Below are 17825 nucleotides of genomic sequence, written 5' to 3'. Positions count from 1 at the left end.
CTCACTTGTGCCTGGCGTCAGCGTCGTTGAGTCGGCCAGGTTCGGGGTCGCCTTGCTCGACGGTGCGCGACGCATCGGCACCTCCGGCATGCCGATCGAGCACGAGGCTGGCGGTATTGGTTGTGAGCATCTGCCGGACCTGCAACTCGGTTTGTAGCAGGCGTATCTCACGCTCCAGTGTGTCGATGTTTTTCGTCAAGGCCGTTTGGGCCGGTTCGGCGGAAGCGATGTTAGGTTCGTGGCTGCCTGCCAGCAGCGTGCGCAATAGCAGGAGCGCTTTGTCGAGCACGCTGGACAGGGCCGTCTCACTGGCCAGGCGCCGCGCCAAGAGTTCCTGATCAGGATCGTCGCGCAGGGCTTCGATCACACCACGGGTCACCGGCAGCATCGGGCTTGAGGCTTTGCCCAGATTGTCAGCGTTCGGCGGCAGAGATCCGGACAGTAATCCTTGCAGGGTTTTGAGGTGTTCACTGTAGGCCTCTTGGATCAGCGGCGTCAGTCCGATGCCAGCGGTAGCCCGCAGAGTCTCGCAGGTGTCGCAGGTTGCGACTTCGGTCTCGCCCAACACTCGAACAGCCCATTCGGATTCCTCTTGGGGTGAGGTCCATGCCTGGCAAATAGCGCCGCCCAGGCAATCACTGCTACTGATCGAGGCGCTGTCATCCACGGACCGGTTATGCAGCAGGTTGTAGCCCGCCCGCACCACATCGGAGGTTGCCCGGATGGGTGTTTGTCCGCTACCTCCAGCCTTCTGCCCGCCGACCCAAGACACCCCATTGTTGCCGTTACGGGCCTCGGTGTTTTTCACCGCAGCCACCGCGTCACCGCCGGTTTGTTCGAGGTTGCCCTGCATTTCCTGGTTCTTGGCCAATGCGCCCCAGCCGGCTTGACCGACCTTGTCCGCCATCTTCTCAGCCATGGCTTGGCAGGTCAGTTTGGAGCGGTCGAAGTCGATACGTCCCTGCAGCACCCCATTACTGAGCAATTCATAGAGACCGGGATTGGCGCGCTGAATAATCAGCGCCGGCAGTGACATGACTGCTTGGGTCGCGTTCTGCACGATGCTGCCCATAATCTGCTGGAAACCTTCGGTGACGCCGTTTAGTTGGTTTTGCAGAGTGTTGGTGAGGCTCATGTTTCCGCACATCATGTTTGCTTGCCAGGATCCGCCGACACCGAGCCCGTTGGGGCGATAGAGCGAGCTCGGCGAGCCCGCTGCCGAGCCGCCACCGATGGTGTACATCACCCGGTCGTCGAGCACCTCACCTTGAGTGCCTAGACGGTAATCGTCCTCGGCGGCGTCGGCATGCGTGGCCACGGCGAGCAGCCCGCAGAGCAACAAACTCATCGGGCCCAACCATGGTCCTGTAAGAAGCGGACTCATGAAGCACCACCTTCGAAGTCGATGCTGAACAGGAAGGTCTGTCCCTCACGCTTGCAGCAGCTATAGGGGCGCCACAGAGACCAGGCGTAGCCGCCATCCGCGCTCTGCACCGGATCGCTGGGGAAGATGGCACATGTTGGCTGAACCAGAGGGGAGAGCAATTGCCATTTGTGGCTCGAAGCTTCGTTTTCAACGATTGGGCCAGGCGGCCAATAACCATCGCGTGGTACGGGTATGAGCGGGAAATACACGTGCGGTTGCCAGTTGCGGGTAATGACATCACCCGCCCGCTGCGCCATTACCGCAGCGGCTTTGAAGTCGTCGGGTTGCACCAAAAATCCTTGCCGGGGATAGACGTTGCCCCACATGTTTCCCGCGAGCTGACGACCGATTTCACGGATCCCAGGCACGAGCGACTCGGGGTAAAGGCTTTCCGGGATGCCATGACGCCAGGCCAGTGAGTCCAAAGTGCTCAGGTAGTAGGGCATGAACGCTGTGGCGCCGCTGGCGCAGGCATAGCCGGACTGAGAAGCCAGTTGCGTGGCGGCCCAGCCTCCGGGATGGCCAATGCCATCAACATTTTTGAAACGAGGCAGGTTATCGCGCTGGGTGTTCGGCGTGATCAGGTTACCGCCACCTTCCGCACCGCTGATGGGAGAGGAGAGAGCGGCCATCTCGGTCCACGGATTGCTGCCGGTGGTGGTATAGCTCGAGACCACCAGTTCAGGAATGAAATGACGGACCTTGGTTGAAGTTTTAACCGTGCAGCCGAAGGGGGTGCAGAGCAACCAGAAGCAGATGCCGACGACTCTGTACTCGAGGCAGTCTGGAGAAAGTACGGAGGCGGTAATGCTGTCGGTATCCAGCGCCACGCTTGACCCGGATGCCAGCAGAATGCTCAGCACCAAAGGATGTAACTTCTGGGGCGAAATGTGCGGGCAGGCAGCAGACATGATCCAGGCTCTGGTTGTATGGCCTGGACAGGTTCAATAATCGAGATAGGGGTGTCAGTAAGAAAGCCGAACGCAGGATCGTCGGTTTAGGCAAACTTGAGGTGCTAGACGTCCATGTCATCATCAAAAGTACTCTCGCTCCCGCACTCGCTCTGCTCCGTCCTTAGCTACCTGTACGTATCTTATTCCACGACCGTGTACGGATTCTGTCGATATCCATTGGCATGGCTTCCAGAGAAAATAATTTGCCCATCATTTCAGGGTTAGGGTAGACCTTGGTATCGCTCTTGATCGCCGGGTCTACCAACTTGTCAGCTGCCGCATTGCCATTGGCGTAATGTACGTAATTAGTGATATCGGCCATCACTTCCGGGCGTAGCAGATAGTTCATGAATGCGTAGCCGGCTTGTTCGTTAGGGGCTTCGGCGGGCATGGCGACCATGTCGAACCAGATGGCGGCGCCTTCCTTGGGAATGTTGTAGCCGATGTTCACACCGTTCTTGGCTTCCTTCGCGCGGCTTTCAGCCTGCAGGATGTCGCCGGAGAAGCCGACGGCCACGCAGATATCGCCATTAGCCAAGTCGGCGGTGTATTTCGAGGAATGGAAGTACGCCACGTAAGGACGCACTTTCATCAGCAGGTCCTCAGCCTTTTTGTAGTCCTCGGCTTTTTTACTGTGGTGTGGCAAGCCCAGATAGTTCAACGCGGCCGGTAGTAGTTCCGGGCCGTTGTCGAGGATCGCCACCCCACATTTCTGCAATTTGGCCATGTTCTCGGGCTTGAAGATCAGGTCCCAAGAGTCCACCGGGGCGTTGTCACCCAATGCCGCCTTGACCTTATCAATGTTGTAACCGATTCCAGTACTGCCCCACAGATACGGGAAACCGTGGGCATTCCCCGGGTCATTGGTTTCCAGGGCCTTGAGCAGTATCGGGTTGAGGTTCTTCCAGTTGGGCAACTGGCTCTTGTCGAGCTTCTTTAGCGCCCCGCCCTGGATCTGCCGGGCCATGAAGTGGTTGGACGGGAACACCACGTCGTAGCCGGATTTACCGGTCATCAACTTTCCATCAAGGGTTTCGTTGCTGTCGTAGACGTCGTAGGTGAACCCGATGCCAGTCTCTTTCTCGAAGTTCTTGGTAGTGTCCGGCGCGATATAATCCGACCAGTTGTAAATCCTAACCGACTCGGTAGCTTGACTGAGGGTGGTAATGAGCAACAGGGGTAACAGCGCAATGGCTCTCATGATCTGGTTTCCTGGCGATTTTAGGGCTGTTTTTATGGCAGGCGATCAAAGAGTTAGAGGATCAATACATAGGTCTTGCGCACCGATTCCAGAACGTTCCAGATACCAGCACTGTTGGCCGGCAGCATCAATGCGTCGCCAGCTTCGATGTGTATGGTTTCACCATTGTCTGGAGTGAAAGTGCAGCGGCCTTTGACGAAGTGGCAGAACTCTTGGCTAACGATTTGGCGCCGCCAGAGCCCGGGGGTGCATTCCCAAATACCGGTTTCGACGCCATCGCTGCGTTCCACGCTTAGGGTGGACGCCACAGCCACTGGCTCGCCCAAGGGCACGGCGACTGGGGATGAATATGGCAAGTGACTGCTTAGAGCATCTTTGAAGTGAGTGATATTCATGGTCATACCTGTAGTAGTTGAGACGACTTACTGCATGAAACCTTCCATGAATCCGGCAATTCCACTGGCCATGCGTCGACGCCACGACGCAGTGCCGGGGTTGGCCAGGATCTGGTCTTCATGAACAAAGCTATGAATAATCGCGCTGTAGCCCAGCCAACGGCAGGGTTCCCGTTCCCAGGCCTTTAGGGTGTCGAGATTGCCTTGGGGAATGACCCAAGGCTGGCGAATTAGAGGCGTCTCAAGACCCAGGATCAGGTCCGCCAGGGTCCGACCGCCGAGGTTGCTGGCGCCTACTCCCTCACCGCCGTAACCGCCGGACAAAGCAATGCCTGATCGGTGGTCACAGAGCATGTGCGGCCTGAAACGACGTGACATGGCTAGATTGCCGCCCCAGGCGTGAGTAATGCGAACATCCTTGAGCTGAGGAAACAGCTCGCCGAATAGATAGCGGCGCAGATCTACTTCGTTATCAGTCAGGTCAAAGTTATCTCGCAACTTACCGGCAAACTGATAGCCGCCACGGGCCCCAAACACAAGACGATTGTCCGCTGAGCGCTGGCCATAGGTGACTTGTCGGCTGCTTTCGCCAAAGGCTTGGCCTCGGCTTAGGCCAATTTCATCCCAAATGTTGGCGGGCAACTGCTCGGTGGCGACGATCAGGCTTTGCACCGGCAATTGATAACGTCCCAACGGCGGCAGAGTTGGGGCATAGCCCTCGACCGCAGGCACTACCCAGGAAGCGCGGACTACGGCTTTGTCAGTGCGCAAACTGCCGGATTGCCAGTGGGTCACTGGACTGTTCTCGTAGATGTTGACCCCCATCTGCTCGACTATCCGTGCCAAGCCTCGAACCAGTTTGGCTGGATGAAGGGTTGCGACATGAGGCGCGAAGATGCCACCGTAAGGTTTGGCGATGCGGATCTGCTCGGCCAACTGCTGTGGGCTCAACCAGCGATAATCGGCTTCGGTCAGGCCTTGGGCATAAAGATCATTGAGATGCTTGCGTAGGCTAATCTCCTGTTCCGGATAGCGGGCTGCGCAATACAACACTCCACCCTTGCGGTAGTCACAATCAATGCCTTCGCGTTCGATGACCTGAGCCACTTCATCGGGGATGCCGTGCAGTAAGTCGAAGGACGCGCGGCGTTGCTCGAAAGACAAACCCGCGAGCAAACGGTTCTCACCCAGCAGATTGCCCATCAGCCAGCCACCGTTGCGGCCCGAAGCGCCAAAGCCTGCGGTTTGCGCTTCGATGATGGCAATCTTCAGTTCAGGCGCCTGGCGTTTGAGGTAATAGGCGGTCCACAACCCGGTATAGCCAGCGCCGATGATCACGACGTTGACGTCCAAGTCGCGCTCCAAGGATGGTCGACCCACCAGCGGCTCTTCCAGCTGGTCCATCCATAAGCTGATATTGCGCCATTGCAGCATGCCCAGCTCCACCATCCGACCTTGATGGCGTGATCTTAGTGTTTGGGCTCCGGGAGTGTCTTGCGTGCGTGCACGCAAGAAATTTGTTTGACGTAGGCCTTGGGCGACAGCCCAGTGTGCTGACGAAAGCAACTGTAGAACGCCGATAGCGAATTGAAACCGGCGGCGAATGCCAATTCATCTATGCGGATTGGAGGTGGCGTTTTGTCCAAGGCCGCCAGCAAATGCTGCAGGCGTGCATGGTTGACGTAACGATAAAAGCTTTGCCCTAGCACCTGATTTAACAGGTAGGAAATTTGGTTACGGCTATAGCCACATTCCTTGGCTACCCGTTGTAAGTCTAGCTCGTGGTCCAGGTAGGGTTGCTGATCTTGAAAGTACTGTTGCAGGTCTTTGGCCATATAGCCCAGCTGGTGGGGCGACAAACCAAGTCGGCTGACCGTTGGGCGTATGGCCTGGGAGGGAGAGCGGTTGGTGGGATGCTCATGCACCAGAGATGCATATTCATTGACGCGCCAGATCAAACCGTCGCGCACGGTGATCGCCTCACTGGTGCGAAACGAAACCAAGCCCTGACCACCACGAAGAGTGATGCAATACTGGATGAACGCCGTATCACCATCGACCCGGATACGGTCGCTGTGCTCGATGTTCTCGTCGGAGCCACGGGGCATTGTCTCTTGCAGATACTCACGTAGTCCGTCGAACGTCACCACTCGATTCTGAAAGAAATCGTGGTATTGAATTTCAGGATGGTAATGAGCCAGAACCCCTTCGAGGTTCCGGTTTTTCCAGCACAGGTGATGATCCAGTACCACATCGCCTGTGGCCTGGGTTTGCGCGCGATCATCGTCTGGAGCTATATCTGGCATAAAACGCTCCGCTCGGGGCTGGTGACCCTGGATTTTGCCCAACTGTACGAGGCCCTTCAATGACCCACTGGACAATTTGGATGACGTTTTAGGGCAGGAAGGTCTATCAACGGAAAAGCGCCGAACGGCTGAAATCCGGCGTGCGATGCGTCATCGGTATAGCGGCAGTGCAGAAAAAAAGTGTTGAGTGATGATCTAGTGATCCGATTTGGAGGGCAAAATCGGCCTTGGCCACGTGACCCAAGAAGATCGGGCTGTCTCTAGCTTAGTTAAAGCTTAGCCGGATCCATGGAAACGCCGCTCCCCAGCTCTTCACGAAGTTTCGCCAGACGCGTACCCTCCCGGGCCGTTAAAGTGAAGAGTTGTTCCGGATCTTGGGTGCGCAGCCGCAAAGCCATCGCCTCGATACCTTCGGCCACTACAATTTCCCGACTGTTATTTTTCAAACCGTTCAGAATCAACTCCGCAACAGTCTCCACTGCCATACCGTGCTCAATATTGTCATCGGAACGGCCTCGCGAAGCACCGTTGCCTTCAAGTGAGTTAATCGCAATCGACGTCCGCACTGATCCTGGCAGGATAACACTCACGCGAATGCCATAGGCCTCTTCGACTTCTGCGCGCAAGGCATCGAAGTAACCGACGACGGCATGTTTTGCCCCGCAATAACCCGAACGCAGTGGCGCGCCGACTTTGCCGGCAACCGAGCTGACCACTGCGATCTGTCCGCTACGCTGCTCAACCATCAGCGGTAGCAGCTGTCGGGTCAGCGCCACGGGGGCAACGTAATTGACCTCCATGAGCTGGCGATAGACGGCTAGGTCGGTGTCCAACGCAAGGCTTCTTTGACTGATGCCGGCGTTGTTGATCAAGCGGTCTACTCGGCCACGCCAGTTCCAGGCGCGCTCTACTAATTCGGGAAGCGCGGCATAATCAGTGGTGTCGAACGGTAGGACGAGAGTGCGATCCGGCGCCAGGGCTGCAACTCGATCAAGTTCACTGACGCGCCGCCCGGAAAGAATCACCCAAGCGCCATCGCGCAAAAATGCCGCGGCCAACCCTTCACCGATACCCGAGGACGCGCCGGTGATCCATACAACTTCATCTGTGAATGACATACATGATTGCTCCAGGTTGAAATCAGGATGACGCAAGGGTTGGACTACGCAGCATGACCAGGCCACCCAATGCCATTAGGGCGGTCATTGCGTAAAAGCCGAGGGTAAGACTACCCGTGCCATACAAGGTGGCACGCTGAAAAGGAGGGTAATTTTTTGAGCCGGTGGACACTGCAAGGAATCTTGCATTCAGCGAGTTTTTTACGAAGGGTGATTGGGAGGCGCACCTTTGTGGGACTACATTATGCCGGCTGACAGAAGAGAGATAACCATGCTTGCCTACGACCAACTCCTGAAGCAGATGGCCGAGAACCAGTGGTTCGCTGGCCTTGCACCTGACGTGCAACAGGAAATGCTCGTCGACAGCCGAATCCAGCGTCTCAATCCCGGAGAGTTTCTCCTTCGCCAAGGCGATGCGCCGGGCTGTTTCTATGGATTGGTCCACGGCGCGCTTAAGGTGTCCAGCTTAGGGGAAGATGGCAAAGAAGCGATTTTGACGGTGTTTGAAGTGGGTAATTGGTTCGGTGAGACGTCATTGCTCGACGGACTGCCGCGGATGCACGACATGAGCGCTGTGACTGCGGTCGAAGTGCGCTGCATTGAGCCCGCAGATTTCGAACGCCTGATGAGTAACAACGGTTTCGCACGGGCGATCGCGGCACTGCAAGCCATGCACTCTCGTCTCGTCTACAAAATGCTCGAAGACAGCATGCTGCGTTCGACCCGCATGCGCATCGCTCGTCGACTTGATCACCTAGCCCACGGCGATACATCTTTGTCGCTGAATGAGCGTCATGTCCTCAATATCACTCAGGACTCGCTGGCCATGATGCTTGGCATCACCCGGCAAACCCTTGCACTTGAGCTCAAGTCCATGGCAGGCGAGGGGGCGGTAATTCTAAAATACGGACAGGTTCAGATCGCATCGTTGGCAAAATTGAAGGCGATGGCGTCTGGATTGTGAATCGCGCTGTTGGTATTTAATGATGTCCGTGTCACTTGATCCCTCGCATCTTATCGATCCGTTCAGCTACTCGGTAAGCCGCTTCTAATTCCGAGCAGCCGGTGCTCTGCATCAGTCTCCAGCGCTCGGCCTTTTCCTCAGGCTCCGTCATGGCCAGGGCGAGGTAAAGACTGGGCGGCACGGCCCGAAACAGTGTTTCGAGCTTCTTCGACAGCACGACCCCCTCGGTGTATTTACCCGGCTCCTTGCTGGCGGAGAGCAGCAAGGCTTTCTGTGCCGATGTGAGCTTTTTGAATCGTGCGATTTCCTCAATCTCTGCGGGCGGCATGTTCAAACAAATCCACCATTCGATCATGTTGAGCATGGTCTGCGCGGCAGTGGGAAAGTCGGCAAGGTTTTGCGTCGCCATCCAGAACCAGGCACCGAGCTTGCGCCACATCTTCGTGCCTTTGACCACGAACGGTGCCAGCAAGGGGTTCTTGGTGATGATATGGCCCTCGTCGGTGACCATGATAATCGGTCGCCCCAGGTACTGGTCGCGCTCGGCAAGGTTGTTCACGGTGTTCATCAGGCTGATGTAGCTGATGGACATCTGTGCCTCGTAGCCTTCGCGAGCGTAAGTGGCCAGGTCGACAATGGTCACATCGCTCTCGGGCCAAGGTGCGCCCTCGCGATCGAACAATTCACCCTCGAAGCCCTGACAAAACAGGTCGATGGACTCACCCATTTCCTGGGCACGCTCACGACGTTTCTCCGGCAAGCGCGTGTCAGCAGCGACGCGCAGCAGGGCGTCGCGCACGTCGCGAGTCAGTACCTGGTGACCCGCCGCGACGCACGTCTGCGCCGCATCCAGAAGGCACTCGCGGATCAAGCTGCGATCGGCTCGACTCAGGCGCGCCTCTTCCTTGGCCTCGCCGCCGGTGATCATCAGGCGGGCAGTGATTTCCAGTTCGCCTAGAATGTCGCGTTGGTTTTCGCTACTGGCTACCGTCTCATCGTCGAGCTCATCGATCGACAGACTCGCCACCTGATCCGGCTGCTCGACCAGGCGCGAGGCATCGGCGAAAGGGGCGAGGCTGATCGCGGTACCAGGTTTCAATTGGACCATGTTCGTCGACAGGTCTTGCATCGCGAAGTAGTCGCCCTGCAAGCCAAATGAGTTACCGGCCTCGACGATAAACAGGCGGGGGCGGTACACCGCCATGACCTGCATCAGTAGGGTGACCAAGGTGGCCGACTTACCGGCGCCGGTCGGGCCGAACAACAGCAGATGGCCGTTCATAGCCCGGTCTAGTCGTGACAACGGATCGAAGCTCAACGGCGAGCCACCACGATTGAACAGAGTGATGCCCGGGTGGCCAGTGCCAGTGCTGCGGCCCCACACCGGAATCAGGTTTGCCAGGTGCTGGGCGAACATCAGGCGGGTGTACCAGTTGCGTGTGTCGCGGGCCGGGTTGTAAGCCATCGGCAACCAACGCAGATAACTGTTGCAGGCGGCCACTTCATCGCCTTCGCGTACCGGTTGCAGCCCCGCGCCCAACAGCGCGTTGGCCAGGCTGACCGATCGCTGGTGCAATTGCTGTTCATCGTGACCGCGCACGTAAAATGCCAGGGTGCCCCGGTATAGCTTGTGCTGACGGCCGATGATCGCGCGAGCCTCTTCAACATCCTGGCGGGTCTGGGTCGAGGCCAGGTTTTCACCGATGGCTTTGCGCGCCAGACGGTTCAGCTGCTCCTCGAGCACATCTTGGGGTTTGACCACCAGGGTCAGACTCATCACCGTGCCTTCGGGTAACTGGTCGAACAGCGCATTCACCGCGTCGCCCTTGCGAGTTTCACCATTGAGTTGACCAATCAAGGGAGGCCGCCGCAGTTTGTCCACCACCATGACCCGATGGGGTTGTCCATCGAAGTACCAAAGTCCCTGTTGCACATCCGAACGCGGTTCGTTGAAAAACAGCCGCTCGGAGAAGTCGTGGTCGAAGGGTAACTCCAGCGACTCGCCATCACTTGACTCCGGATAGGCCACGCATTGGTAGAAATCCTCGGGCGCTTCATCCGTGAGCCTGGGCGCCGGATTGAACCAGGGCAACAACCAAGCATACAGACCGTGGCCATCGACTCGCGCCGATTGCACCCCGCATGCCTGCAACGAAGCCACGATACGTTCGCAAGCCTGTTGCAGGGATTGCGCCGGGGTAAGTCCCGCCTCCTCAGCGCCAGACTCAAGCCAGCGATAGATCACCAGGCGCACCCGTCGGTTATTGCCACGCCAGGGTAGGCGCGTGACGGCCTTGTCCTCGAACAGACCTCCCGGCTTGGCGATGGCCTTCAGATGACGACGACTGAGTTCCAAAAACGTTTCGGTGAAGACCGTACCTCGCGCGCTGTCCTGAATATAATCGGTGAGCCGCGTCAAGTAAGGGGTGAAATCGTTGTCGTCCTGGCAGAAAAACTGCGCCACCCAAGGCGCTTGATCCAGTTCGTCAAAGCTATCCTGCAGGGCGTCTTCGAGTGCATCGCGGGCGGCCATCAGCCAATCGGGTTCGCGCCCTTCGGTACCGATGGGCAGTAACTCGAACACCGCTCCCACCGAGCGATTGTCATCCAGCAGGAAACACTGCTCGGTGTCGAGGTATTCGACCCAAGGCAGATGATCGGTGAAGCTGGGGTTGTGTGCATACAGTGCAGCTTCATCGGCCAAGGTGGCACGAGGGCGCAATGGGTGGCGCCAGGCTTTCCACGCAGAAGTGCGGCTGCCCGAATCGCCGGTACGCACTACAAGTCTTCCTGACGTTCACCCGGCAATGCGTACTGCACCCGTTGGTAGAACGGAAAGACCGTCGAGTAACCTGGGATCGGTGTCTGTTCGGTACCACTAAGGTGCGGATACACGTACAGCACCAGATCGGGATTGGGCAGGCGAGGGAACAAATTGTGGATCTCGTTCGCTGCGGTGCGCGTATACGGTTCCTGGAGAAGCGCGGAGAAATCCGCCTGAGCCAGCGGGCGGCGTAGCTGCTGCCGAGCATCTAACAGTTGCTGCTGAGTGCCTTGCGAACCGGCGCCGTTCCAGATGTCCAGCATGGTTTGCTCGCCATGGGGCAGCAGCGTTTCTTTGTCGGTGGAACACCCAGCCAGGCCCCAGCAGAACACGCTAATCCAGATTAGGTAGGGAGGCATGATCTTTTTCATGGCGAACACTCCGGCCCTTGGGCTCGTAGTCGATGGTAATTTCATGGTCGAGGTGCAGCGCGACTTGGGCGGCCGGTGGCACGTACACGGCAGCAAAGGTCTCGCCATAGAGTTTGTTGATCCACTCACGGATGTCGCTGACCCCACCGCTGAGAATTGAATTCAGCGCGCTATTGCCACTGCTGCTGGTGACCCCGAGCGTACTGCCGCCCGAACTGATCACGCTGTTGTTGTTCTGCTCATCCCCGAGCAAGGCGGCAACACCGGCGCCGGCGGCAGTGATTAAGCTCTGGCTACCAAGGTACTGTTGGGCGTTTGAGCGGCGCTCACCGGCAATGCAAGGAATGCCATACGGATCGGACAGGTAACCGAGTCCGCCACGAATCTTGTCGGTATTCGAACTCTGGGCGGTGGAGGCGTTGCGGCTGGCCACTGCCTTCGGCTGAGGCACCGTGCGGATAGTGCCGTCGGTAAACACAAAGGTGATTGACTCAACCTGTCCGCGTACGCAAGACAGAGTCCAGTCACCGGACGCGGTGCCGCTCATTACAGCGCCCGCAACATCCGGCAGATCGATGCCGTTGGCGGTCAGGTTCTCTGGACCAACCAGCACCTTGAAGGGGTAGGGATCATTCACGGTGCCGTCCACTGGGACTCGGCCGATCAACGCAGTCATGGCGACCGAACCCATCAATGTCGCGTTTTCCGGAATGGTGTAGATCGGCTTCGCATCTTCGGTACGGTCAGCGGATCGCGAAAGGTCACGCTCACCCTTGGTGGCCTCGCGTAACTGCTTCTGGCTGCGGTCGATGGCATTGTCCTTCAAACCCTCCAGTGAGTTGAAGGCAGTTGGCAGACTCAGGTCGGCCGCGGTCTTGGTTTTGCCCTGGGGGGTGGTGGGCAGAGCATCCGAGGGCTCAATCCACTGCAGTGCATCATTGGTAGAGTGCTGCCCTTCGAACTGGGCACCGTCGTTCGGCTCAAGCCCCAGTCCGATCGGCATATCCTTGTCTTTGCCGGTCAGCCCCGACAACTGCTCCTGCAATTGCGTCAGCAGACCGCGAGCCTGACGACTGTCTTGTTCTGCTTTGAGTCGGGCCTCGTTGGCTTGTCGGCGGCCTTCGTCGACCTGCTGCGTTACGCTGCCCAGTGCGGTCTGGATACGTGAGTCGACACTGTTTTCCCGCTCGCGCAGGCGATTGTTCTCCGTCAACAAGGAATCGTTGTGTTTCTTCAAACCGAGCATGTCGCTGCGCATGGCTTTCACCTGGCCGATCAGGGTGGCGACCGTGTCGCGTGGAGTATCGCCCGCAATACCGAGCGACTTGGCTTGCTCGGCGGATAACTGAATGTCACCCTGATCAACTGGGTTTGCTGGAGAGGGCGTGCTGCTACCCGCGACCCAGGTTTTCAGGATGATCAACACCACGGCCAGCAGCGCAGCCGGTACCAGCCATTTGAGCAAGGCGTTAGCCTTCATCGTCAGCACCTCGCGCAATGGGCGGGAGCAGCATGGCTTGTTCGAGGCCGGCACCGCGAGTGAGGAGGTAGGCGATCGTAGTGTCTTCAGCGCTGCCGACAGGCCCGAGGAAAGCGTGCTGGAAGGTCGCGGCGAACAGCTTGGCCTGAAGTCGGCGTGGGTCGAGTTGCACCGTCTCTGAACCACGATTGCGCAGCTTCACGGCCGTCACCCAGTAATCACCGAGTCGCCAGGCGGCGATGGGTGTGCTGGACACGTTTTCGGTTGGCAGCAGGGTTGGCAGTTCGGTACGCAGCATGAGCGGGACGCGACGCACACCGGGCAGGGACTCCACGGTGCGTAGCGGCGAATACAGGCTTTGCGCGGCGTAGCGCGTCAAAGCGACTGGGATTGGCGTACGTTCTGGAACAGGGACGGTGCCAGATTCAGCCTCGGTAGGCTGTCCCTGAGCATTCTTGATAATACGCACGGGTTCCAGCGGTTGCTCGCCAGGCGTGGCTGCAATGTCCAAGAGGATGATCTCGCCCGTCGCGACCGATTGCAGTTGTAACCGGGTAGGTGCAATGGCTTCTGACGCGCGTAGGTACAGCGTGCCACCGGTTGATTGCACGCGCAGTTTGCCTGTCAGAGTTGAGGGCAGCCCGACTCGAACATCCTCATCGATAAAGACCACTCGTTCCTGATTGATCACCAGCGGGACCGCGAGAGGGAGGCGTTCCCAGCGCATCAACTCGACGGCCTGCGCTGCAACTCCCCATAGCATCAGTGCGATGGTGAGCCCCAGGGTAGAAATCCGCGTCATGGCTCACCTCCAGGAAGAGCGATTTTTTGCGGCGTGCCCTGATAACAGTCCAGTGCCAGCCCCCATTTATTGCGTTCGGGGTCCAGATCAAAACGCACCACGCGTAATGGATAACGCACCACCACCCGTTTCACCGGTTCGGCGGCGTAATACTCATCGGCGTTGAGGTCGAGCGTGACCAGCCAGCTGTCGCGATCGAGCTGCTTGACCCTGAGTTCCGGATCTTCGCTGTAGCCTCGGCCCAGAATTTCGTAGACGCCACGCACCCGCTGGCGGAGTTCGCCGGCGGCCTTGCGGTATTCGTAGTCGCCATCGAGGAAGGCCTTGCAGGAGGGTGTCAGGTAGGACTGCAAACCATAGATGGCGCGGCGATAATCCTGCTCGCCATCCGAGGGCCAGCGGTTGAGTTGGCCAAAGATGTACATGGCAAAGGCATAGACATTCTCTGAGGGGATATCCCACCACTTGCGCGTGCTGCCTGAGCGCAGATCCGGTGGTACATGCACGGTCAGATCGGTCGGTGCCGAGCGCCAGCCGTACCAGAGCCCGGCACAGACCAGGGCAAGGATCATTACCGCCAGACGTAGGCTGAAGATATGAGCCTGTTGGGCATCGACCTTGTTCCTGAAGCGGCTCATGGCTGCCACCGGGACAGGGCAGGGCGCAGTCGCCGCGAACGGCGAACCGTCCAGGTACCGGAGTGGAGAATCAAACTTCCGCGCCCCAGGCGCCAACGGCTGGCGAGTACCCATTCGAGTTTGCGGTACAACCAGGTCTCGGGGCGAGCCCGTTTGGCCCGACGCAGTAGTGAGCCACTGGCAAATAGCACCATCGCCATGCCTGCGATCATGCTGGTTGGAGCCACGGCAATGGAGGAGGTGGCTATCGCCAGAGGAACACCCAGCACTAGGCCGGTAAATGCGCCAGCACCGAGCGCGACCCACATCTCATCATTGGTCAACCCTCGCAATACGGCGGGATCACGATTGAGTCGCTCAGGGAGAAAGACCAAGGTGCCGTCGGCAAGGCGTTCGATAGTGTCGTTCATGTCGACCTCACAGAATCGCGGCGGCCTTGGTCAGGAACCAGATGATGATTACCACCAGCAAGGCACCGATGCCGACCACTGCACCCAAGTCCTTCCAGGTCTTGCGCTGGTTTTGCACGTCGGCATACACGGTCAATGAGTGCCAGGCCACCCCCAGGAAAGCGAGTAAGGCGATCAGCAGACCGAGCAGGATGCCTCCGTCGTAGGCATAGTTTTTGATCGTCTCGATCAATCCGGACCCTTCGCCGCGAGAGGGGGCTTCCATAGTGGGGAGCTCGGCGAAAGCTAGGCTCGGACCAAGCACCAGCAGCAGACCGATCAAGCGCTGGCTGGCACGGTCACGCAGATTGTTTTTCAGGGGGTAAAGGCACTTGAGCATGATGGCGATCTCCTGGGTTAGGACAGGGTGAAGAACATCAGAACGAGCAGAGCGAGCAGCACACGCGTGGCGCTGCCGCCTAAGGCTCCAAAGCGCACACTGCCGGCTGCCCAACCCCGGTAACCCATCCAAATCACCCAGGCACACCAAAGCAAAGTCAGGACGAGAACCAGGGACAGCCAGAGCGTCGAACTGCTCTGCGCCGAAAAGCCGGAGGCGTTTTGGAAGGCAGCGGTCTGGGCGTCAGTCATGCTCATGGCGAGGACTCTGTGGCGTGGTATCGAGGCGGTAATCGCCGAACAGTTCACTGGGGTCGCGAGGTTGGGCACGGGAAGGGGATAAATAGCCCTTCACACCTTCGCGAATGCGCTGGATATCCTGAGTCAGGCGAGGGTAGTCAAAGCGATAACGTGTATTTAATTCTGGTGCTTCGAAACGTGGCGCCCTGCGTACTAACGTGTCGAGGGTATCGAGCTGTCGGAGGATTAAAGTGAGCTGCTGCTCTTGCCCGCCCGCCGCAAAGCTGTTGCTGTGAAATGCGATAACAGCAAGCGTGAGCAAACGCATAGGAGAAATGGACATTATGGTGGTCCCGACGTTGGTCTGGAATTAAGATCTCCGTTGGAAGAGTGAACGTCAGCAGATTATTCGAGCTGAGTGTGATCGGTTTTATTAAATTGTCGTTAAGGAAGGTGGTAGTGGAAGGCGTAAAGGGAAAAATTATAGTCGAGGTCGCGGAGCGTTTACATGGCCGCAGCGACGAAGAGATTTTTCAATTTTTTATGTCGACTGAGACGTTTGCAAGAAAATACGCGGTCAGCTACGAGTTGGAAGGGCCAATGTATTTGGTTCTCGATAATAGTATTATTCAGTCTTTTAAACATAGAGCCTCTAAGCCGAATCGCGATTTGCAGGCATTATCATATACCGCGTTTACCAGGTTCGTAACAGGCTGGAGTGATAGAGAAACCCACTTGGCTGTGACACCGGCAGCTCTTTATGAGCATATGGGGCGTCGTGGGAATATTACGTCAGCTGAAGCAGTAAATGCACTCGAAGAACTTCAGCTGTATTTCTCTGATACAGGTCTGTGCATGACCTGGATCGGCTTTAAGTCGGTTGAAGCTTTGGTGGAAGTTCTCGCTGCGGTACATGCTGACGATATGTACCTTACGCAATACTTTAAGAAAATAGAAGGCATGAGTTGGAAGAGAGACTTGAAGGCGCCTTTCGGTGTGAAAATTCCTTCTGGTATTGCGTATGGTGAAATACCTGATGACTTGCCTTTGAAATATTTTGATGCTTGGTATGTTAAGTTCGTACTCGCTAGTCGAGTGGAGCGCGCGATAATTCAGCAGTCACAGCATAACCTCGATGCACTGCCGATCGGGAGTGGCCCAATGGCGGAGGCTTTAGCTGATCTCAATAATTTCAATAGGAAGGGTGCTTTATTGGGGCTAGGAGATATTGATATGTTGCAAGTCTGTGATGGTTCCCGACAGTATCAGCAGAAAGCCGGTTATGTTTTGGTAGGGCAAACCCTGGACGATACGCTCGCTGACGTCCTGAGTCATCGACACTCATATATTGAGAGCATGGGAGTGGAGTTCGGAACCCCAGATACGGAGAGCCAAATTAAAGATATGGTTAATTTTATGTTTTCAAAACCATTCTCTGAGCATGAAAAACGTGCGGATAGAATTTGGCCTAAATTGAAGGATTTCATGGGGGCAATCGCCACGGCCTGCAAAAATGCGAGTATGAATTCCACTCATAGCCAATGACTTGAGGAACGCTTAACGGCCAAATTTCACAGATATTTCTTGAATGTCGTCGCGGTGATTGCCGTTGTTACACCAAGCATCGCGGCGCTCGGTATAAATATAACGAGAGGGTTGAGTGAAACGGGCAGCGATAGATAAACAATCCAAGGTACAAGCAGCAACGGCGTCATTGCACGCTTAGCCCTATGATAGACAAAACTGCTCTCTCGCCCCGCGCCAAATTTTCGCAAGTCACGACGCATCAAACCATCGACAAAACCAGTGAACATGACCATCAAGAAGAGCGGTGTGGCCAGAACTAGAATTGTCAGGCGCACCACGAAGGTAAAGGCCACATACACAGCGGCCATTACGAAGTCCTCGATGCTTACGTAGAGCTGGTTGATCCAGCTCCAGAAGCCGTTGCCCTGGCTCGACACCCGCGCCTGCCGAGCGAAGTCCGCAAAGCCAGTCTTGACCAATAACCATTGATTAAGAAAATCCAGCCACTGGACAATCGTCTGTCCAGGTTGTTGGAGGATGAGAGAAGATTTGAAGTGCTCACTCAGCCAGCCCAGTTCGTTCGCCAACATGGCTTGGCTGTGCCGCCAACCCAGATCACCCCAGAACAGCAGCAAACCGGCGAACTCGATGAGTATCGAGAACAGCAACGAGGCGATCAGCAAACCGATAATGCGTAAGACCAAGCCAATAACCGAGATGATCAATCCCGGGCGCTGGATCGGTTGTGGCGGCGTGTTCTGTACGGAAGTCGCCATCCTTTACTCCATTGCG

Annotated in this window: 18 protein-coding genes and 1 pseudogene; 2 read left to right on the top strand and 17 right to left on the bottom strand. The window is 57.1% G+C overall.

The window, feature by feature from the left end; all coding sequences use genetic code 11:
• Position 1: 1 nt before the first annotated feature.
• The 7 genes and pseudogenes from J0G10_RS22995 to J0G10_RS22965 all read right to left on the bottom strand — a co-directional run bounded on the left by J0G10_RS22995 (position 2) and on the right by J0G10_RS22965 (position 7399).
• Complete coding sequence (locus J0G10_RS22995) at positions 2 to 1384, bottom strand: integrating conjugative element protein (protein WP_220556831.1); 1383 nt, start codon at positions 1382 to 1384, stop codon at positions 2 to 4.
• Positions 1381 to 2337 (bottom strand): TIGR03756 family integrating conjugative element protein, encoded by a 957-nt coding sequence (locus tag J0G10_RS22990; protein WP_220556830.1) that lies wholly within the window; start codon positions 2335 to 2337, stop codon positions 1381 to 1383. Before J0G10_RS22990 ends, J0G10_RS22995 begins: the two co-directional genes overlap by 4 nt.
• Before the next feature lie 163 nt (positions 2338 to 2500).
• Complete coding sequence (locus J0G10_RS22985; RefSeq protein WP_220556829.1) at positions 2501 to 3580, bottom strand: polyamine ABC transporter substrate-binding protein; 1080 nt, start codon at positions 3578 to 3580, stop codon at positions 2501 to 2503.
• A gap of 53 nt (positions 3581 to 3633) precedes the next feature.
• The gene (locus J0G10_RS22980; protein WP_220556828.1) at positions 3634 to 3975 is read right to left on the bottom strand and encodes a cupin domain-containing protein; all 342 of its coding nucleotides are present in this window, start codon (positions 3973 to 3975) and stop codon (positions 3634 to 3636) included.
• A 27-nt stretch (positions 3976 to 4002) separates the two neighbouring features.
• Positions 4003 to 5409, bottom strand: a complete 1407-nt coding sequence (locus J0G10_RS22975; protein ID WP_220556827.1) for an NAD(P)/FAD-dependent oxidoreductase — start codon at positions 5407 to 5409, stop codon at positions 4003 to 4005.
• A 51-nt stretch (positions 5410 to 5460) separates the two neighbouring features.
• A pseudogene (locus tag J0G10_RS22970) lies at positions 5461 to 6281 on the bottom strand (helix-turn-helix domain-containing protein); the annotation flags it as partial.
• Positions 6282 to 6550: 269 nt separating this feature from the next.
• Positions 6551 to 7399, bottom strand: coding sequence for an SDR family NAD(P)-dependent oxidoreductase (locus J0G10_RS22965; protein WP_220556825.1), 849 nt, complete (start codon positions 7397 to 7399; stop codon positions 6551 to 6553).
• 271 nt (positions 7400 to 7670) lie between these two features.
• Between J0G10_RS22965 and J0G10_RS22960 the strand changes: the two genes are divergently transcribed.
• The gene (locus J0G10_RS22960) at positions 7671 to 8363 is read left to right on the top strand and encodes a Crp/Fnr family transcriptional regulator (RefSeq protein WP_220556824.1); all 693 of its coding nucleotides are present in this window, start codon (positions 7671 to 7673) and stop codon (positions 8361 to 8363) included.
• 31 nt (positions 8364 to 8394) lie between these two features.
• Here the strand turns inward: J0G10_RS22960 and J0G10_RS22955 are convergent, their stop codons facing one another.
• From J0G10_RS22955 to J0G10_RS22915, 9 genes are read right to left on the bottom strand one after another with little or no spacing between them, the layout of a single operon-like run.
• Positions 8395 to 11142 carry a conjugative transfer ATPase gene (locus tag J0G10_RS22955; RefSeq protein WP_220556823.1) on the bottom strand — a complete coding sequence of 916 codons (2748 nt, stop codon included), beginning with the start codon at positions 11140 to 11142 and terminating at the stop codon, positions 8395 to 8397.
• Positions 11142 to 11546 (bottom strand): TIGR03751 family conjugal transfer lipoprotein, encoded by a 405-nt coding sequence (locus J0G10_RS22950; RefSeq protein ID WP_407682007.1) that lies wholly within the window; start codon positions 11544 to 11546, stop codon positions 11142 to 11144. Before J0G10_RS22950 ends, J0G10_RS22955 begins: the two co-directional genes overlap by 1 nt.
• A complete protein-coding gene (locus tag J0G10_RS22945; RefSeq protein ID WP_220556821.1) occupies positions 11521 to 13038 on the bottom strand; it encodes a TIGR03752 family integrating conjugative element protein in 1518 nt (505 codons plus the stop codon). The genes J0G10_RS22950 and J0G10_RS22945 overlap by 26 nt, the downstream gene beginning before the upstream one ends.
• A complete protein-coding gene (locus tag J0G10_RS22940) occupies positions 13028 to 13840 on the bottom strand; it encodes a TIGR03749 family integrating conjugative element protein (RefSeq protein ID WP_220556820.1) in 813 nt (270 codons plus the stop codon). The genes J0G10_RS22945 and J0G10_RS22940 overlap by 11 nt, the downstream gene beginning before the upstream one ends.
• Positions 13837 to 14478 carry a PFL_4703 family integrating conjugative element protein gene (locus tag J0G10_RS22935; protein WP_220556819.1) on the bottom strand — a complete coding sequence of 214 codons (642 nt, stop codon included), beginning with the start codon at positions 14476 to 14478 and terminating at the stop codon, positions 13837 to 13839. The genes J0G10_RS22940 and J0G10_RS22935 overlap by 4 nt, the downstream gene beginning before the upstream one ends.
• A complete protein-coding gene (locus tag J0G10_RS22930) occupies positions 14475 to 14888 on the bottom strand; it encodes a TIGR03750 family conjugal transfer protein (RefSeq protein WP_220556818.1) in 414 nt (137 codons plus the stop codon). Before J0G10_RS22930 ends, J0G10_RS22935 begins: the two co-directional genes overlap by 4 nt.
• Before the next feature lie 7 nt (positions 14889 to 14895).
• Positions 14896 to 15267, bottom strand: coding sequence for a TIGR03745 family integrating conjugative element membrane protein (locus J0G10_RS22925; protein WP_123341799.1), 372 nt, complete (start codon positions 15265 to 15267; stop codon positions 14896 to 14898).
• A 17-nt stretch (positions 15268 to 15284) separates the two neighbouring features.
• Positions 15285 to 15524 (bottom strand): TIGR03758 family integrating conjugative element protein, encoded by a 240-nt coding sequence (locus J0G10_RS22920; protein WP_123341798.1) that lies wholly within the window; start codon positions 15522 to 15524, stop codon positions 15285 to 15287.
• On the bottom strand, positions 15511 to 15849 hold the full coding sequence (locus tag J0G10_RS22915) for an integrative conjugative element protein, RAQPRD family (protein WP_220556817.1): 339 nt from the start codon (positions 15847 to 15849) through the stop codon (positions 15511 to 15513). Before J0G10_RS22915 ends, J0G10_RS22920 begins: the two co-directional genes overlap by 14 nt.
• A gap of 116 nt (positions 15850 to 15965) precedes the next feature.
• On the opposite strand from J0G10_RS22915, the gene J0G10_RS22910 reads away from it, so the two are divergent.
• The gene (locus J0G10_RS22910) at positions 15966 to 17051 is read left to right on the top strand and encodes a hypothetical protein (protein ID WP_220556816.1); all 1086 of its coding nucleotides are present in this window, start codon (positions 15966 to 15968) and stop codon (positions 17049 to 17051) included.
• A gap of 26 nt (positions 17052 to 17077) precedes the next feature.
• Here the strand turns inward: J0G10_RS22910 and J0G10_RS22905 are convergent, their stop codons facing one another.
• A complete protein-coding gene (locus tag J0G10_RS22905; RefSeq protein ID WP_220556815.1) occupies positions 17078 to 17809 on the bottom strand; it encodes a TIGR03747 family integrating conjugative element membrane protein in 732 nt (243 codons plus the stop codon).
• Positions 17810 to 17825: the final 16 nt, after the last annotated feature.

It is taken from the genome of Pseudomonas germanica, assembly GCF_019614655.1.
Lineage (GTDB): Bacteria > Pseudomonadota > Gammaproteobacteria > Pseudomonadales > Pseudomonadaceae > Aquipseudomonas > Aquipseudomonas neuropathica.
Note: the sequence above shows the minus strand (reverse complement) of the source record. Positions and strands in the feature narration are given on the sequence as shown.

What these genes read in the sequence shown, in the direction of transcription:
- J0G10_RS22995 (WP_220556831.1), bottom strand. Translation starts at nt 1,384, where the DNA reads ATGAGTCCGCTTCTTACAGGACCATGGTTGGGCCCGATGAGTTTGTTG.
- J0G10_RS22990 (WP_220556830.1), bottom strand. Translation starts at nt 2,337, where the DNA reads ATGTCTGCTGCCTGCCCGCACATTTCGCCCCAGAAGTTACATCCTTTG.
- J0G10_RS22985 (WP_220556829.1), bottom strand. Translation starts at nt 3,580, where the DNA reads ATGAGAGCCATTGCGCTGTTACCCCTGTTGCTCATTACCACCCTCAGT.
- J0G10_RS22980 (WP_220556828.1), bottom strand. Translation starts at nt 3,975, where the DNA reads ATGAATATCACTCACTTCAAAGATGCTCTAAGCAGTCACTTGCCATAT.
- J0G10_RS22975 (WP_220556827.1), bottom strand. Translation starts at nt 5,409, where the DNA reads ATGCTGCAATGGCGCAATATCAGCTTATGGATGGACCAGCTGGAAGAG.
- J0G10_RS22965 (WP_220556825.1), bottom strand. Translation starts at nt 7,399, where the DNA reads ATGTCATTCACAGATGAAGTTGTATGGATCACCGGCGCGTCCTCGGGT.
- J0G10_RS22960 (WP_220556824.1), top strand. Translation starts at nt 7,671, where the DNA reads ATGCTTGCCTACGACCAACTCCTGAAGCAGATGGCCGAGAACCAGTGG.
- J0G10_RS22950 (WP_407682007.1), bottom strand. Translation starts at nt 11,546, where the DNA reads ATGCCTCCCTACCTAATCTGGATTAGCGTGTTCTGCTGGGGCCTGGCT.
- J0G10_RS22945 (WP_220556821.1), bottom strand. Translation starts at nt 13,038, where the DNA reads ATGAAGGCTAACGCCTTGCTCAAATGGCTGGTACCGGCTGCGCTGCTG.
- J0G10_RS22940 (WP_220556820.1), bottom strand. Translation starts at nt 13,840, where the DNA reads ATGACGCGGATTTCTACCCTGGGGCTCACCATCGCACTGATGCTATGG.
- J0G10_RS22935 (WP_220556819.1), bottom strand. Translation starts at nt 14,478, where the DNA reads ATGAGCCGCTTCAGGAACAAGGTCGATGCCCAACAGGCTCATATCTTC.
- J0G10_RS22930 (WP_220556818.1), bottom strand. Translation starts at nt 14,888, where the DNA reads ATGAACGACACTATCGAACGCCTTGCCGACGGCACCTTGGTCTTTCTC.
- J0G10_RS22925 (WP_123341799.1), bottom strand. Translation starts at nt 15,267, where the DNA reads ATGCTCAAGTGCCTTTACCCCCTGAAAAACAATCTGCGTGACCGTGCC.
- J0G10_RS22920 (WP_123341798.1), bottom strand. Translation starts at nt 15,524, where the DNA reads ATGAGCATGACTGACGCCCAGACCGCTGCCTTCCAAAACGCCTCCGGC.
- J0G10_RS22915 (WP_220556817.1), bottom strand. Translation starts at nt 15,849, where the DNA reads ATGTCCATTTCTCCTATGCGTTTGCTCACGCTTGCTGTTATCGCATTT.
- J0G10_RS22905 (WP_220556815.1), bottom strand. Translation starts at nt 17,809, where the DNA reads ATGGCGACTTCCGTACAGAACACGCCGCCACAACCGATCCAGCGCCCG.